The organism is Arthrobacter sp. Hiyo1 (genome assembly GCF_001263615.2).
Lineage (GTDB): Bacteria > Actinomycetota > Actinomycetes > Actinomycetales > Micrococcaceae > Arthrobacter.
Genome location: NZ_DF952479.1, coordinates 27,421 through 42,688 on the forward strand (window position 1 = coordinate 27,421; position 15,268 = coordinate 42,688).

General features: G+C 62.0%; 10 protein-coding genes. 4 read left to right on the plus strand and 6 right to left on the minus strand.

Going from position 1 to position 15,268, the window contains the following annotated elements; translation table 11 throughout:
• Positions 1-28 precede the first annotated feature (28 nt).
• Positions 29-1,195 (minus strand): hypothetical protein, encoded by a 1,167-nt coding sequence (locus tag AHiyo1_RS23265; protein WP_059390194.1) that lies wholly within the window; start codon positions 1,193-1,195, stop codon positions 29-31.
• 388 nt (positions 1,196-1,583) lie between these two features.
• On the opposite strand from AHiyo1_RS23265, the gene AHiyo1_RS23270 reads away from it, so the two are divergent.
• On the plus strand, positions 1,584-2,561 hold the full coding sequence (locus AHiyo1_RS23270) for a hypothetical protein (protein ID WP_059390195.1): 978 nt from the start codon (positions 1,584-1,586) through the stop codon (positions 2,559-2,561).
• A 151-nt stretch (positions 2,562-2,712) separates the two neighbouring features.
• Here AHiyo1_RS23270 and AHiyo1_RS23275 read toward each other — a convergent pair whose 3' ends face one another.
• Positions 2,713-3,039 (minus strand): hypothetical protein, encoded by a 327-nt coding sequence (locus AHiyo1_RS23275; protein ID WP_059390196.1) that lies wholly within the window; start codon positions 3,037-3,039, stop codon positions 2,713-2,715.
• Between the two features lie 1,452 nt (positions 3,040-4,491).
• Between AHiyo1_RS23275 and AHiyo1_RS23290 the strand changes: the two genes are divergently transcribed.
• Both AHiyo1_RS23290 and AHiyo1_RS23295 read left to right on the plus strand, forming a co-directional pair.
• Positions 4,492-5,067 (plus strand): matrixin family metalloprotease, encoded by a 576-nt coding sequence (locus AHiyo1_RS23290; protein ID WP_059390197.1) that lies wholly within the window; start codon positions 4,492-4,494, stop codon positions 5,065-5,067.
• Positions 5,068-5,111: 44 nt separating this feature from the next.
• Positions 5,112-5,681: a hypothetical protein gene (locus AHiyo1_RS23295; RefSeq protein ID WP_059390198.1), complete on the plus strand. Its 570-nt coding sequence runs from the start codon at positions 5,112-5,114 to the stop codon at positions 5,679-5,681.
• Positions 5,682-5,936: 255 nt separating this feature from the next.
• Here AHiyo1_RS23295 and AHiyo1_RS23300 read toward each other — a convergent pair whose 3' ends face one another.
• From AHiyo1_RS23300 to mobF, 3 genes are all read right to left on the minus strand, one after another.
• A complete protein-coding gene (locus AHiyo1_RS23300; RefSeq protein ID WP_059390199.1) occupies positions 5,937-6,524 on the minus strand; it encodes a hypothetical protein in 588 nt (195 codons plus the stop codon).
• Positions 6,521-7,357, minus strand: a complete 837-nt coding sequence (locus AHiyo1_RS23305) for a hypothetical protein (RefSeq protein ID WP_216363324.1) — start codon at positions 7,355-7,357, stop codon at positions 6,521-6,523. Before AHiyo1_RS23305 ends, AHiyo1_RS23300 begins: the two co-directional genes overlap by 4 nt.
• Positions 7,358-7,659: 302 nt before the next feature.
• Positions 7,660-12,153, minus strand: a complete 4,494-nt coding sequence (mobF, locus tag AHiyo1_RS23310) for a MobF family relaxase (RefSeq protein WP_059390200.1) — start codon at positions 12,151-12,153, stop codon at positions 7,660-7,662.
• A 420-nt stretch (positions 12,154-12,573) separates the two neighbouring features.
• Here mobF and AHiyo1_RS23315 point away from each other — a divergent pair, with 420 nt between their 5' ends.
• Positions 12,574-12,954, plus strand: coding sequence for a hypothetical protein (locus tag AHiyo1_RS23315; RefSeq protein ID WP_059390201.1), 381 nt, complete (start codon positions 12,574-12,576; stop codon positions 12,952-12,954).
• Positions 12,955-13,320: 366 nt separating this feature from the next.
• Here the strand turns inward: AHiyo1_RS23315 and AHiyo1_RS23320 are convergent, their stop codons facing one another.
• A complete protein-coding gene (locus tag AHiyo1_RS23320; RefSeq protein ID WP_059390202.1) occupies positions 13,321-14,670 on the minus strand; it encodes a ParB/RepB/Spo0J family partition protein in 1,350 nt (449 codons plus the stop codon).
• Positions 14,671-15,268: the final 598 nt, after the last annotated feature.

Genomic DNA, 15,268 nt, shown 5'->3' on the forward strand with positions numbered 1-15,268 from the left:
CAGGGAGGGATAGAGACCATCGTCCCGGTTATCGCTGATAGCCGAGACGGTGGTCTCTTTGCTGCTTCGGGGCCGTCGTCTCGGCGCGGTTCTCTGCGGCGGCCGCGCGCTGCTGACGCAGCTTTTCCAGCGCCGCCCTGACCTTCTGAGACCCTTCGGGCTTCATGATGGTCTCCGCGGCCTGGGTAATGGCCTCTTCCGTGCGTGGACGCGCTGGCGCACCATCTCGGCGTGACTGCGTCAGGTAGGCGTTCGCGGCCGCCACAAGACGGCGGGGCTCGTTGGTGGCCACGGCAAGCGTCACCTCCTGCTCAACGTTCTTCCCAGCGGCTCCGGCGATGCGCCGTACGCGGGCCAGCTCCTCGCTTTCGGAGCCTCCGAACACTACACTTGACCCAGAAGCAACAGCGGGCCCTCTGCCCCGGTTAAGGCCGGATTCATGGGAGACAGCCTGCTGGACCCCCGGACCTTGCTGCGGCAGATGGGGGTTGCTTCGTTTAACGGACACATCAGCCCCGTTGACGTGCAGGACTGTCGAGACTCCCTCCAGCGGCGCGAACCATTGTTTGTCAGCGACCGCCAGGTTCCTGCGGAACGCCCACACGCTCAGATCGGGCGCCCACAACAGGGGCTCCCTGCTAGGAGAGGTGTGGTGGATATGCACGGCACGGTCGATCACACCGCTGCCGCGAAGCAGTTTTACGGCATGCGCGTCGGCGGCGTCACCGCCGGGATAGACGGTGGCCTTTCTGGATTCAACGACAAGGAGCCGGACCGCGTTCTTCCCGGTTCCGCGTGTGACTTCCTTGGTCAAAGCCCCCAGACACTCGTTGCGTGCTGTATGCATGCCGGAATCGTCACGGCGGATCTCGGTTTGAACGGTGATGATGTTGTAATCGACCGCCCCGGCCATGTAGCCGATCATTTCCTTGATAAGGCGTTGCCCGGCCGGTGTTTTGTTGGCCTCGGCCGTGTGCCAGTAACTGCTCCCCGGGATGTCCATCAGGACGTCGCGGACCAGGGCTCCCTGGTCACGGCCGATGATGACTGCGGACATGGAGTAAAACGGCCGCTCGTTGCCGTACTGCAGAGGTTCGCGGTAGGACTCATCTATGAAGGCCACGGGCCCCGTCGTGGTCCGGTACAGCTCGGCCAGTGGCCTGTCAGTAAGGCCGAAGCCGTGCATTCCGCCCATGCGGGGTCAGTCCTTCCTGGTCGTAGGCTCCACCATACTGGCGCGCACTGATCTCGGCTGGCAGCTTGCGTGTGCGTCAAGGACAAAATGCCGGCACCCGGACTCGTGATCAATAGCGAGCGTGACAGGGATTGTGTGTGCTTCATTGCTGGCATCGAGCACGGCGGTACCCGCGATCACATTGCCTAACCGGGGTTAGTTTGGCAGAATGAACGTGCTAGGCCATTGCGGTGGCCGTGGAAGTGAACCTCGGGAGATCCTGCCGGACGACAGGGCCCGAGGTTTTGCGCTTTAAGCCGCAGAATCCCCTCTTCGCCACACGCCCCAGCGGCCCTGCGGTCCCGGGCCGCGATGCCTTCCCGGCTACCCTTTCGATATGGCACTTCCCATGACCCCTAGCTTCAACTCGGGCACGGATCTAATTTCAGAGAACGTGTGGCGCCCCGGAACCGTTTGGCACTACACGACTGCGTCCGGGTTAGCGGGTCTGGTAGGTGGCAACGTGCTGTGGGCCAGCGCGACGGCATTCATGAACGACCTCCGGGAGATGCACACGGGGAAGACCGTATTTGACAGACTGCTCGAAACTCACGCGGGAGACGTGGATGCGAACATTCAGGAGGAATTCAACTCCATGGCCCGAACCGCCTTGCGGAACGACCGATACAGAACGTTCATCGCGTGCGCCTCGAGGCTACCTGACAGCCTCACCATGTGGCGGAACTACACCAGCGAGGTCGGGTTCGCGGTTGCCCTAGACGGCACCAAGCCGCTCCTGATGCGCCGCCAGCGGCGGATAACCGAGAAGATGATCGCCGCTACGGGCTACCAGGACGAGAGAAGCAAACAGCTGGTGCGCGAGCTCGCAGCGAACGGATCCGCAGAGTTCGAATGGAGCCCAGCCGTGTACAAACCGGAGGAGCAGTACAGGGCTGCTTGGGCAGCTCTTCGCGGGATCGAATCCACAGCCCGTGCCCGAGCCGAGGGCCGCGAACCCGACAAACACGAGCTCGAGGCCATGGCAGATGCCGCACAGGTTCTCCCGACTTTCAAAAACACGGCATTCCAGGACGAAGCCGAGACTCGTATCGTGTGCGGTGCAGGGATGCACGTCGACCTTATGTACCTCAAGCACCGCCCGGGAAGGTATGGGATGACCCCCTATGTCGAACTCGGAATACCGGAAAACCCTGCCCAGAAACTCGGAGACCAACCCGAGCCGATGCGTGCCCTTCCGATCACGGGAGTTGTCATCGGGCCAACCCCATACCCGGAAGAGGCTCGTATCGGCGTCCTCGAGTTACTCCGATCCCACGGACACGAAAACGTTAAAGTTATCGAGAGCCGCATTCCCTTCCGGTCCTAGGCACCCGATACCACAGCGGGATCGACCCAACGTCCCTGAGACACCCTCCGCGGCGGCCCCCTTCACAAGCATTCGGGGTCGCCGTAGTTCTCGCCGAAAATCGCTTGGCGGCAGTATGGCGAAGTCGGCGGTCAGTAACGGCCCTTTCGAGTTATCCCCGAGCCGGGAGAATGAAGTCCAGTGCCTCCAGGGTTTCTGGCGTGGGGTCATGCCTGACCTGAAAGCACAGCGTGCGTAGTTCCGCTCCGCGGATCTCGTGCGTCACCAGGAACGAGTTGGTGAGCACGCCAAATTCTCCTGATTTCGGGTCGTAGCGGGCTATATCTCCATTTCCTCTGATCTTCTGCAGCGTACCGTTGCCGCGTAGTGGTGAAATCAGGAACTCTGAAGCCATTTTTTCATACTGCTCTGCGGAGGTAGCTTCGAATGCAGATGTATCGGAGCCTTTCAGGCAGCCGATGGAGTTGTTCAAGCTCAATGACCGATTCATCGATGCGGAAGGCAGGATCGTGGAACGGTCTGCTGCTCCGTCTTAATGGCCCGTTTGGGTCCCATGACACTTGGCGTGGTTAGAGCGCCCCATCATTGTTCAGCTTGAGGTAGGTATTCAACCTCGAGATTGTGCGGAGGTAGTCGTTGACTGTGCCCAGCGAAATGCCTCCGCACCACTGTGACAGCGAACACGGCTCCAACCAGAACCCGGAATCCTGTTTGTAGACGCTGGCGGCGCTTGTCCAGATCAGCCATCCTTAGCGTTCAATTTCACCCCGTTAGTACTCAAACTCCACGGGTCCAGCCTACTTAACCCGGGTCTTCGAACATTCAGGGCAGGTCGGGGGGACGTTCGTGAGAGCTTCCAGTAGCCGGTGCCAAATCGAGGCTGGTTCGTGTCCACAGGACATAACGGTGCGCATTCAGAAAGTATAGATTAGCAGCGCTGCACTTTGCCTTGAGGGTCCACGAAAATAACGATCCTGGGCGCACTCTTGCGATTGAGTACAACAACACGAGCAAGCCTTCGGTCTCTGGTGAAGAGCGAAAGGACACAATCAGCCATAAACCAGAACGCATGTACTGCTTCGTACTCACTCCTGTTTTCGGCGATTCCTAGAGCGCTCTTTCCCTCGTCCAGGTCCTTCCGGCAGCACTGTTCTGCCTGGTTGCGGTCCTTTCCCTCGCGATCCACGCCTACTACAACGGGCGGATCGCAAGGCCGTGCAGAGAAGCTTTGCGACCGCTACCCGGGGAAGGCCTCCTCACCGTTGTCGATGGCACGGGCGAGCGTCCGACCGGCTCATTCTGGATCAATCAACCATGCCGGATGCTGATTCGGCTTCCTCACCGAGCAGCTGCTGCGCCGCGGTGTCCACAAAAGCGTGCAGGCCCTAAAACGTCAACGCCTGGATCGAAACATGGGACGAGGGCCCTAAACCCTTCGACTGGAAGGAAACCGCCGAAGAAATCGTCGATTCCCTCGCAAAATATATCTCACGGATTTCAGACGCCTCCACACTCGGGAAAACAGGCCAGCGGAATGTTTTTGCAGGTATTGTAAGTCCGCAGTCCCTCGAATATCCTCATGCCATATCTCGCAATGGAACGAGATATCCGGGGGGTTGAGGGGGAATAATTCAGGCAATGAGGCCGATAAAACGCGCGCGGTTGGCGAAAATCGGGGCGACAGCCTGCCTAATGTTTATGGTCGGTTTACCGACAACACAGGTCTAAAGACACGTCTCCGCCGCGCTGGGCTACCTTTCCACCGAAGTAATTCGGGATATGCCAAGACTGGTCCCGATGTCTATGCGTGGGACGATTTTGACAAATTCAGAGATGAGTTTTGTCCGGTGCAGGACCTTTGTTCGTCTATCATCCGCCATGCTCGAAACCCGCAGCGATCCGTTCGCATCACAGAAGGGAAGTAGCGCTCATGACACACAGAACTAGGCGTCGATTCGGGTTGAGGTCGCTGACCGCGGGGTTGGTGATATTGCTGATAACAGCACTTGGCATGAGTCCTGCAAAGGCCTACAACCTCGAAGGGGTCAGGTGGGAAAACACCCCGACCAGCGGGTGCTGTGCGTACATCACCGTCCAGTACCAGGCGAACATGTACGGCATCGACAGCACCGGCTGGGACAACGGGCGCTGGGCATGGAATGCCAGCCCGGACAATATCTATCTACCCAGCGGAAGCGGGGCGCTTACGGTCGATGATTCTTACGCCTCCACGGTTGGATGGGACGGCATTACCTATTACGCCTGGCACGGCTGCTCGACAGGAAACTGTTTCAGCTATGCCAACGCGTACATGAATTACTACTACACGTCGGGATACTCGGCGAACACCATCCAGGCGGTGGCCGCGCACGAGCTAGGCCATGCCGTCGGTCTGGACCACACCGGTGGCTGCGTTTTGATGACGCCATACACCAGCACCCGGAACAGCTGCGGGGTCTATACACCTACACAAGATGACGTCAACGGCACTATAGCCCTGTACTAACGGCATCGATCAGAGAGGATGATGAAATCATGAGGACTCATTCCATGAGGAAGCAGCTGGTTTACGGTGCGGCTTCGGTGATGATTGCTGTTGCCGCGGTTACCAGCTTTTCGGGGTGCTCCAGCCCCCCAGACACCGCAGGTGCTTCGGCCACTCCGGCCCCGACGATGGGCATGGATGCCAGCTGGGCGGAAGGCTATAACAACCTGGCCGATTTGAAAGCCCACAGCGCGATCGCCGTACAAGGCAGCTTCACACGCGTAATAGCGCAATCCAGCATCAAAACCATCCCGATCACCGATTTCGAGTTCACAGTCGACAAGGTCCTCAATGACCCCGGACACCTTGTCACCGCGGGGGCCAAACTGACTGTGCGCCAGACAGGCGGCACCGTCGACGGCGTTCTCCATCAAACCACCGACGACCCGCTGTTCAAGATCTCCGAGAATGCTGTCTTATTCCTGAAACAACCTGAACCTGGGCTGTTCTATGTGGTCGGTGGTCCAACAGGTCGTTTCGAGATTGTCAATGGAAAAGTCAGTCCCGCCGCTCGGGACGGTGCTAAGTTTGCCGGTTCGCCGGCTGACTTCGCCGCGGCGGTGAAAAACTCCTAGCTTCTTCAAACGAGACCTAAATCAAATACGTTCCAGGGCCCTGCCGCCGGTAGGGCCCTGGTTCTGTCTTCCCTCAATGCCTAAGCAACAGTCGACGTGTTCCTGAGCCAGATATCGAGAGCCGCATTCCTTTCCGGTCCTAGGCACCCAATACCGCAGCGGCGGGATCGACCCCCAACGCCCCCTGAGGCACCCTCCGCGGCGGATATATTTCACAAGCATTCCCTTCAAGTGTCGTCCCGGCCGGCAGGACGCTCAGGCTTCAAGGGTGATGATGTCCACCAGTTCGCCAAGGCGCTCGATGTAAGTTTCGTTTCCGGTTCTTGCCTGTGACAGCGCTCCGCAGAAGATGTCCGGAACCCAAAGGAGCGGTTCGATTCTTCCGGCCAGATGATCCACGCGGAATGATCCGGTGATCCGCCTGCTCGCTTTCAGGGAATCGAGGTGTTTCCTGTCGCGACGATCATCAGCCGGCCCCCTGGATTCGAACACGGCATTTTGCACCCCGCGTTGTTGCAGCTCGTAGTACATCCGCTCGCCGCACAGGCGTCGCCGCCGCTCGTCCTTTTCACCAGGCAGTCCGTTACGGACGACAATGAGCCCGACACCTTCGAGCCCTGCCACCTCATTGACCAATTTGAGCCTCCGCCGCTCATCTTCGTCATGCCAGTGCACTTTCACCTGGCCCGGAAGCAGGAGGCCACGCATCGCTGCCGAGGCCTTCTGGGAGGCTTCGGCATCGTAGATTGCTGCGGCCAGAATGTAGGTGTTGGGGTCAAGGGATCGGTAGGATCCGGATTCGTCGATGAAGGCGGAGAGATCACCAACATTTCCCTGCGTCATGGCTTCTCGTCTTTCTGGTCCTTGCTCGCCCGCGCCCGGCCGTGCCTGTCCAATAGAACTTTGATCTCCTCATGGCCGAAGGGTCCGGCGAGAGTGTATTCGTTGACTTTGGCCAGGCCTGTAGGGCTCAGCGGAGCCTTCTTTACGCGCGGCGTGACTTTCAGAAGGTGCAGGTCTTCCAGCCGTTTGAATCCCCGCTCGGCCGTGTCGGCTGACCACCCGTACCAGAGGGGAACCTTCTCGGTAGGAAGCTGAAAGCCGGGCTTTTCGTGCAGGGCCACGAGCAGCATGGCAGTCGCAGGCAGATCAAGTTGTTCGTACCAGCCATCGGTCCAGAAGATGTGAGGGAGGCGGAAGAACCGGTCTTCGTTGTTCAGCGATGGCCGCTGGTAGGGCTTCCCGGAGCCGTCCTCACGCAAGAGGGTTACGCGTACGTTGCGTTCCCGTCCTTTGCGTGCCCGGATGACCAGTTGCCTTTCTTCCAAGCGGGCAAGGATCTTGCTCGCCGCGTTCGCTGCCGATTGGGGTGACGCTGTGCGCGTTGTGTCGAAGGCTCTGGCCCAGACTTGGATGGGAAGGGTTGTGCTCCACCCGTCGTCGTGGGCGTCGCTGCTGATGATCCCGTAGAGCAACAGCTGGGCACGGAGCCCCCTGAGGTCTCCTTTTCGGACGAACTGGCTGAGTGGGCCGTGACGCTTGGTATTACCTTGAGGGGCCTGGACGAAAACTTTGCCGATGGGTGCGAACGGTCGATTGGAACGCTCGAGAAGCGCGGCCCGGGTGTCATCCTCTGTGGCCGCTTCCGTTTCGTAAGTTGATTCCTCGTGTTCCATAGATTGATTATGCGTAACGATGCGTCAGTCTGGCAAACGAACCACTGGTAGACAAACTGGCGTTTCAGCGGGTGTTATGAGAATCCACTGCGATATCCCTGCAATGTCCAATGCAATGCCCCTGTAAACCCCATAGCCGGCTGACGCTGTGGCGCTTGCTTCCGGCTGGGACATACCCCTTCCCGCACAGGCTTTTGGTCCGCCCCAGTTGCGATCGACCCTCCAGAGTGCGCCTCGGCGCGGCACGGAGCCAGGCGGGGTGAACTTGAACCATCTATCCCGCTACCACTACCTGCGGGGTACTACCGGCTGAATCCTGGCCCCCGGTCTTGACGTGGCTCGTTGTCGTCGTTGCGGCTACGTTCCTCACGCCGAGCCTGTTCCTCTTCGCGCCGTGCCTTGATCTGTTCCAGGGCTTCCTTGACGGCGTCCGTGTTCTTGGTCTCTGGATCCCGGCCTTGCCGCTTGGCGCGGTTCTCGCGGACCTTACGGGCGAGGGCGGCCATACGTTCGGCGCGTTCCTGGGCGGGGCTCAGCTGCCCCTCAGCGCCACGGGCCTGCTGTAGGTGGTCAACAACGTCTTCCGCCGGCGTCGGGGTCTCCTTGACGACGGCCTCGACGTGGGCGGCTTCGGCCATCAGCGCGGCGTCGGCAGAGGACAGCGGGTCCTTGGAGGTCTGCGCGGTGTACTTGTGCATCGCTGTGACCCTTGCGGTCAACTCGGCACCGATGCCCTTCTCCTGGTGGGTCGTAGGTACTGGCTGGGTTTCGGCTGCCGGCACACGGTAGGTGTCGCGGTAGGTGGAGATCTCCATGGCGAGCTGCCGCCACTGTTCCTGACGTTCCGCGCCCGACGGCACGGGGCCCAGGGCAGCTGCCCAGGCCGGCGGTTCGGCCGCGAGCTGTGCGCCCAGTCGGGCCGCTTCGTTGGCCATGAGCTCACGCCGTGCGGCTAGTTCCTGCCGCCACAGGGCCGGTGTGTCCTGGTGCGCGACGACGTCTGCAGGTGCCATCCAACCGGCCAGCCGGTCCGGTGGCGGTTCGGTAGTGACGGGTACGGGCAGTTGGCGGCGCAGTTCGATTTCAGCGTGGATCCGGCGCTGGACCTGCGCAGCGGCTTGGATCCGGGAACCCTGTTCGTCACGGCGGTAGTTCGATACGGCGCCGCGCTCGTAGGCCTCATCCGCCCGGGCTTCCGGGTTCATGATTTCGCGCAGGGCCTGTTCCTTCTGCAGGGATGACGCGAGCCAGCGGGCCTTGCGCACCGCGCCGGAATCGTTGATCGTCGTATCGGTGCGCAGCTGCTGGGTCGCGGCGGTGATCCGGGCGGCCAAGTCGTCATCGCTGAGGTGCCCGTGCAGGCGCCGCTGCCACGGGGTGTCTTTGCGTTCGGCCAGCCAGCCGCGAAGCAGGGTCTTCCGGTCCGGCTGTTCCATGGCCGGCTTCCGGGACGCTTCGGCCTTGGCGCGCATGAGCTCACCGACGGCGCGCTTCTCCAACCGTTCCAGTGCGTCGTCGCTCATGGATTCCAGGGGCCGCCGGCCCGGGTCCTGGGCGCGTTTACGCCACTTGGCGAGGCGGTCTTCGACGCGCCAGGCCAGCACCGCTCCGGGATCTTCGGAGGCGTCGAAGTCGCCTTCGTTGATGCTGTCCTTGAGCAGGTAGGTGATGTTGAAGCCGTCGTTCTCGGCGTGGCGCAGGTGCGTGGCCACGGCTCCCCACGCGGTGGACCCGGTAAATCCGGCGGCTGTTCCTTCGCCCAGGACACGGGCGGCGAGGTTCGCCATGCGCAGCTCGTTGGCCTGGTCATCGATGTCCCGGTACGCGGCCGACATGTCCGGCAGGGAGCGGGCCTGTGCGCGGGCGGCGTCCATCTGTTCGTGAGCGGTCAGGTTGGAATCGTGGTTCGCGGCCACATTGCCGAGCACGTCTTCGAGGGTTTCGCCGTCGGCCACGACGCCGTAGAGCTTGTTGGACTCCCGTCCGCGGGAGGCGGCGACGTAGGCCAGGGACCGGGACAGGCCGGAGCTGATGAGGGCGTGCGTGGTGTCGCACGTGACGCCCTGGGTGCGGTGGATCGTCGCGGCGTACCCGAGCATGGTGTGGGCGCGCACGTACTCGTTAGGCAGGGTCAGCGTGCCCTGGTGGCCGTGGTGTTTGACCGTCAGCGAGCCGTCCTTGTGGGCCTTCACGACGTTCCAGACGTCGTTGTTCTTCACGAAGTCTTTGCCCCGGTTGGTGGAGAGCCGGCGGTTGTTCTCCCGGGTGACGACGATGTCCCCGGCACGGGCGGTGAGGCCGTCGCGCAGCATCGCGGCCGGTTTCTTCGCGTCCAGTTCACCGGTGGCGATCTTGTAGGCCTGGGCGCGGGCGTTCAGCTCGGTGACGGTGGCGTTGTCGAAGGCCATCATGATGGAGTGCTTGCCCGCGTCGGTGTCTTTCTGCCACGCTTCGAACACGAGCGAGGTCATGGTTTCGGGGTCCCCGCCGACGACGCGGCGGTTCTCCCGGTAGAACGCCCACGGGTCATCCGCGCCGGTTGCCGGGGGTTCGCGCAACGCCAGGGTCGCAGCCGCTTCGGCCTCGTTCGGGGACCCGTCCGCGTTACGGAAGCGGTGCAGATCTTCCAGGTACACGGCGCCGACGGCGTTCTTCAAAAGGCGCAGCGCACCACCGGATGCGACGGCCGAAAGCTGCTGGTCATCGCCCAGGGCACGGACCACGGCACCATGTTGGTCCGCGATCGTCACTGCCGCCGCGAACAGCTGGGTGCCGACCATGCCGGCCTCGTCAATGATGATCACGTCCCCATGTTTCGGGGTCGTCTTCTCATCGTTCGCGCCCCGACTATGGGCCAGTACGAAGGAGTCAATCGTGGTAGCTGTCGCGCCGAGCTCCGCGCCCATGACGGCGGCTGCGACGGCGGTAGGCGCGAGACCGAACACCCGACCGCCGGCCTCCCGCACCGTGTCCGCGGCGAGCTTCAGCGCGGTTGTCTTGCCGGCACCTGCAGGGCCGACACCGACCAGCAACAGCCGGTCACTGGTGGCAAATTCCTTGGCCATGCGCAGCTGGCCGGCGTCGAACTGTTTGGACTGTTTAGCCAGTGCTGCGTCGAATGATTCGACAGTGGCGGCGGGGATGACGACGCGCTGCGCGGCCGTCAGGAGGCGGTCTTCGCTGTGCAGGATCCCGGCGGAGGTGTAGAGCGTGGCGTTGGCGCGGCCGTACTTGGAAGCGCCGTTGGCCAGGCGCAGCTCCTTCAGTTCCGGGACCGGTGTCTCTGGGGTGATGCGCAGTGAATACTGATCGATGGCACGTGCCTTGACCTGCTCCAGAAGGGCCGGTGGGATGGGCATTTCGCCCAGGCGGGAGCCGAGCCGGCGCAGCGCTTCGGCCTCGATGTGGTGTTCTCCCCACACACCACGGTCGCGTTCCAGGCGTTCGATGATCCCTGATGCTTCCACGGCAGGATCGAGCTCGTCAGCGTGCGAGACCAGCCAGCCGGGCTTATCCTGCTCAGCCCGGTCTCGGGCGTCATGCCGGTGCGCCCGGGCATGCTCCAGGGCCTCCGGGCCGACCGTCACGCCGGGGATGGATCCAAGGTCCTGCATCCATTCCCCAACGAGGACAGACAGCTGTCGGGCTTCCTTCTTGCTTGGCCGGGTGTCCAGGGTGGCCTGCTGCGCGAGTGCAATCAGCTGCTTCTTACCAGGCGCGTAGCCGTGCTTATCGATGAACTCCTGCCTCAGCTCATCGATCACCGGTTTGATGCCTTCGCGGCGGGAGGAAGCAGCGTCGATGGCGGCGACGTCGACGCCGGCCAGCTCGATCACCGGACGGTCACCGGTGACCTTACGTTCAATCAACCCGAGTCCCAGGCGTGCGCAGATCTTCTCCATGACCAACCGGTTGTACCGCTCGGATGCGGCGACGTTGAACTGGTACAGGTGCCGTGCGTCGAGGCTGGACCACTTGCCGTCAATCCCCAGGACCTTGTTCGAGACCACCACGTGATCGTGGAGCTGGGGATCCCCGGTCCGGGAATCGTAGTGCCGGAACTTGGTGTAGATGAGTCCGCCGTCGACGTCTTCCTGGCGGACGCCGTTGCGGCCTCGGCGGGTGAACGTAGCGTCCTTTTCAAGGAAGGCCATGGTCTCTTGAATGGCCTCGTTGTGCGCCGCTTCGATCTCCTTGCGGGCCTCTTCCCCGCCGGTTGCCCACAGCACGGAGGCCGATTTCGCGGGCGCGAACACGAGGTCGAAACCGGCCACCGCCTGGGAACCAGGCGTGGTGTGGGCGGTGACGAAGCGCCCCAGTTCTTCTTTGTCCTTGGCGTTGCGGCCGTTCAGTTCGCGGAAGTACTGGGCGCCTTCCTTCATCCGGATCTGACGCCGGGTGTCGGCGTCAGGTTCCTTGTGGTTTATGCGCTTGAAGTCGCCCATCGCGACGTTGATGCGCTGCTGAAGATCGTGGTCTTTCTGCGAGAACTGCTTGAAGCGGGCACCCAGACGCACGTCGGCATTCTTGTCAGCTTCCATCAGGGCTTCGGCGTTCGGATGGATTCCTTCGCCGAACAGGGCTGCCATCTGGGCCTCGGTGACCTCACCTGAAACGTCCAGGTGGGCCGCCCCTCCCCCGCCCCACTGGCCGGGAGGATTGCCGTCCACCGTGTAGTAATCGCCCAGCTGGCGGTCCGCCGCGCGCAGCTCGTCAGCGGAGGCGACTTCACGTGTGTAGTACGTGTATCCGTCGCCGGCACTGAGCTTGTGCACGGTCATCACGGAACCCAGCATACCCGCCAAGGCACCTCACTCATCGATGATGCATGAGGTGTGACAGATATTGCGCTTTTTGGGTCTGTGGAATTGGCTGATGTGAGCCTGCGAGCGGTGCTCAATGAAACAGGGCGAAAAAGGGTAGGATCGGGCCATCAAGGTTTTGATGCGGTTCTGCACATGAGAATGGGCGGTGGGTAACACGCTTTTCGTTATCCACCGTTCGTTCGATTGTGTAGAACCGCATCCCGGGTTATCCCTGGGTGGGCAGCGGAGAGACCGTCCTTTTCTCGGAGCTGTCCACGTGGGGGAAACCCGGGCACGGCCAGCCCGAGCGTAAGCGAGGACCATTGCGGCGCGAGCCGCCGGCTGTGGACCTGGCCCTGCGCTAGCCGTTAGGTCTGGTCCACAGCCCACCCAAGGGGAGGGACCCACATCATGGCAGCACCACGAAAATCAGCGCAGCAGTTGGCGGCACGTGAGAAGGCTCGGGCCAAAGCCCAGGAGCTGACTGAACGTCACGAGAAACTGATCGATCTGGCGGCTGAGTTCTTCGAGCAGCAGGAGCAAGCGGACTTTATTCGTTCGGACGCGAGGCAGAAGGCAGATGCTCTCATTGCCAAGGCGGAGAAGGATGCCGAGAGCGCGGTTCGCGCGGCCGCCGAAAGAGTCCAGGCGATGTTGGATGCCGGTGAGGGCAAGGCTGCCGTGGCCGCGAGGCTCGGTCTGAGCGGCGCGGAAGTGAAGCGTATGACTGAGATGGTTTCGCGTCATCCCGAGGAGAGTGCGGAGGCACCGGCTGGCGAGCACGCAGCATAGTAGGAGCAGTCATGTTGGATTGGGCCGCGATGAAGAATCGCGGCCCACTGTTCTTTGATCGGTTAAACAGAAAAGGGCCGGCTATTGGGCCGACCCTTTTCCGCTCCTCGGCAAAGGAAAACTAAGGTTCCAGCATAGCTGAAAGATGGCACACGCTGCTTCGGGTTGGTGTGCAGACCCGTTCCTGGCAGCGCGGCAATTGCGCGGTTGTGGATCCTTGCGTTGATTGGCGGTCCGTCGCTGGTGAGTGGCTGCTGTGGTTCGCCCTGGGCGGCGGACCGCCCGATGTTTGGGAGGTTCCCGGCCCTGTCATGGTGAGTGGCCGGGGCCTTGCCGGGCGGCGGGGGTTCCGCCCGGCAAGGGGTCTTATGCCGCTGCTTCTTCCTCGGCTGGCTTGCCGCTGTCGATGATCAGATTCTCAACCTCGCTCGGGGTGTAGCCCCAAAGAACCAGCTGGTTCAGGTAGTCCCGGTGGGTCTGGGATGGGGACCGCCATGAGTCCTTGGCGATGGTCTTCTCATACCCTGCGCAGACGAGTGCGATCAGGGAGAACTCGGGCCGCGTGGTGGACTTGGCCACGTGGGTGCGGAGCGGGTTCCATGCCCATGTCTTCTCCCCTTCGATCTTCGCACTGACCATTTCAGCGGCCACCTCGCCGTCGTAGCCGCTGGCCGTTTCGGAGTGGTGCGTGATGGCGTGGACGGTGAAGTACTGCCACCCCTTCGGTGCTTGCTTCTTCGCCAGCAGGTTCTTCACGAACTCACGGCGGACCGTCGTCCCGGACTCCATGGCCTTGTTGTTGGCTATCAGGGTTTTCCGTTCGGCTTTCTGCTCATCGGTCATCGGGCCTTTGTTGGCCGATGAGGAAGAGTGGTAGCTGTGCCGGAGGGCGAAGCCCAGTTCCTTCCATCCGATGATCACCGGGATGGTGGAGTGTTCGCCGTTGTAGTTGGTGTGGATGTAGACGGCGTTCCCGTCTTCCTCGGTGGCCCGTTCCCCGTCTGCCCGGTTCAGGGAGCTGACGCGGAGGGTTTCGTTGTCCTCGTTGTAGCCGGGTGCTTCGACGATGGTGGTTCCTGCTGCTTCCAGTTCAGCGGTGAAGGCTGCAAGGGCGGCGGCGCGTTCGCGGTCATCCCGCAGCTGCTGGGCGACGTGGAACAGTTGGTCGGGTTCGTCCATGATGACCGATTCCAACTCAGCCGTGGCTTCCTCGTCTGACTCAAACTCAGCGAGGATCAACGCTTCCTCGATCGTGTACCCCTTGCCCAGGGCGGCGGCTCCGGCCTCGGATGCCTTGGCCTTCAACGCACTCTCAACGGTGGTCTTTCTCCGTCCGGTCTTCTTGGCGATCGCTGCCGCCGAGACACCGATCAGGGACAGCTGGTGGTAGGCGTCGGCTTCGTCCGCTTCGGTCAGTTCGGCGCGCTGGATGTTCTCCACCACCTGCGTCACGATGCGTTCGGCTTCTTCCGGGCTGCTGATGATCATCACCGGGATTTCGTTGCGCTTGGCTTCAATGGCCCCGAGGGTGCGGCGCTGCCCCATCAGGACGTGCACGGTGCCGTCTTCTTTGCGGTGGGCGATCACCGGTTCCATGACGCCGTGTTCTTTGATGCTGGCGATGAAGTCAGCGGTCAGGGCGGCGTCTTTGCGGACGTTGATATCAACGGTCAGGGTGGTGGGATCGAGCATTTCGAGCGTGGGTGCTGCGTTCATGGTGTTGCTCCTTCTTTTGCCGAGAAAGTGGTGGGTGGGGCGGCTCAGGTGACCGGCCAGCTCCCCTCTCCCCCCGACGCTTTTTTTGTTGCTGGCACGCAGTGCTCTACGGGGCCGACGGAGGCGACTCCTCCCGCCAGGGCAAGGTGCTGGAAATCTTCGAAAGGAAATAAGCGACGCAGGAGCGCCGTCGAAGAATTCCAGTGCCGCAGGGCCCCTGAGGAACGAAAGGGCCAGGAGCTTGAGCCGGAGCGGAACCGTATGATCCGAAGGACAGCCACAAAAAAGCGTCGAAGACGTCAGGTGATGACGGGCAGGAGCTCTGCGACGGACCGGCAGCACCCAACAGCCGGCCACGGAGCGAAGCGGAGAGGACGCCCGAAGGGGTGCGAGCCCTGCGAGCATGCCTCTGCCCTGAAGCTGTCAGAATTGGCTGGTACGGTGGACTTGTCCCGCCTGGTTCCCCCAATCCCAGGCGGGACATTCTTGTCAGAAGGAGAGAGGGACAGTGGGACTGCGAAACTTCCTGACCAGGCGCCGGGCTCCAGCTGCCGCTGAGTTCCCGGCTGTCGTGGTGCCCGCGGCCGCCGAACGCGAG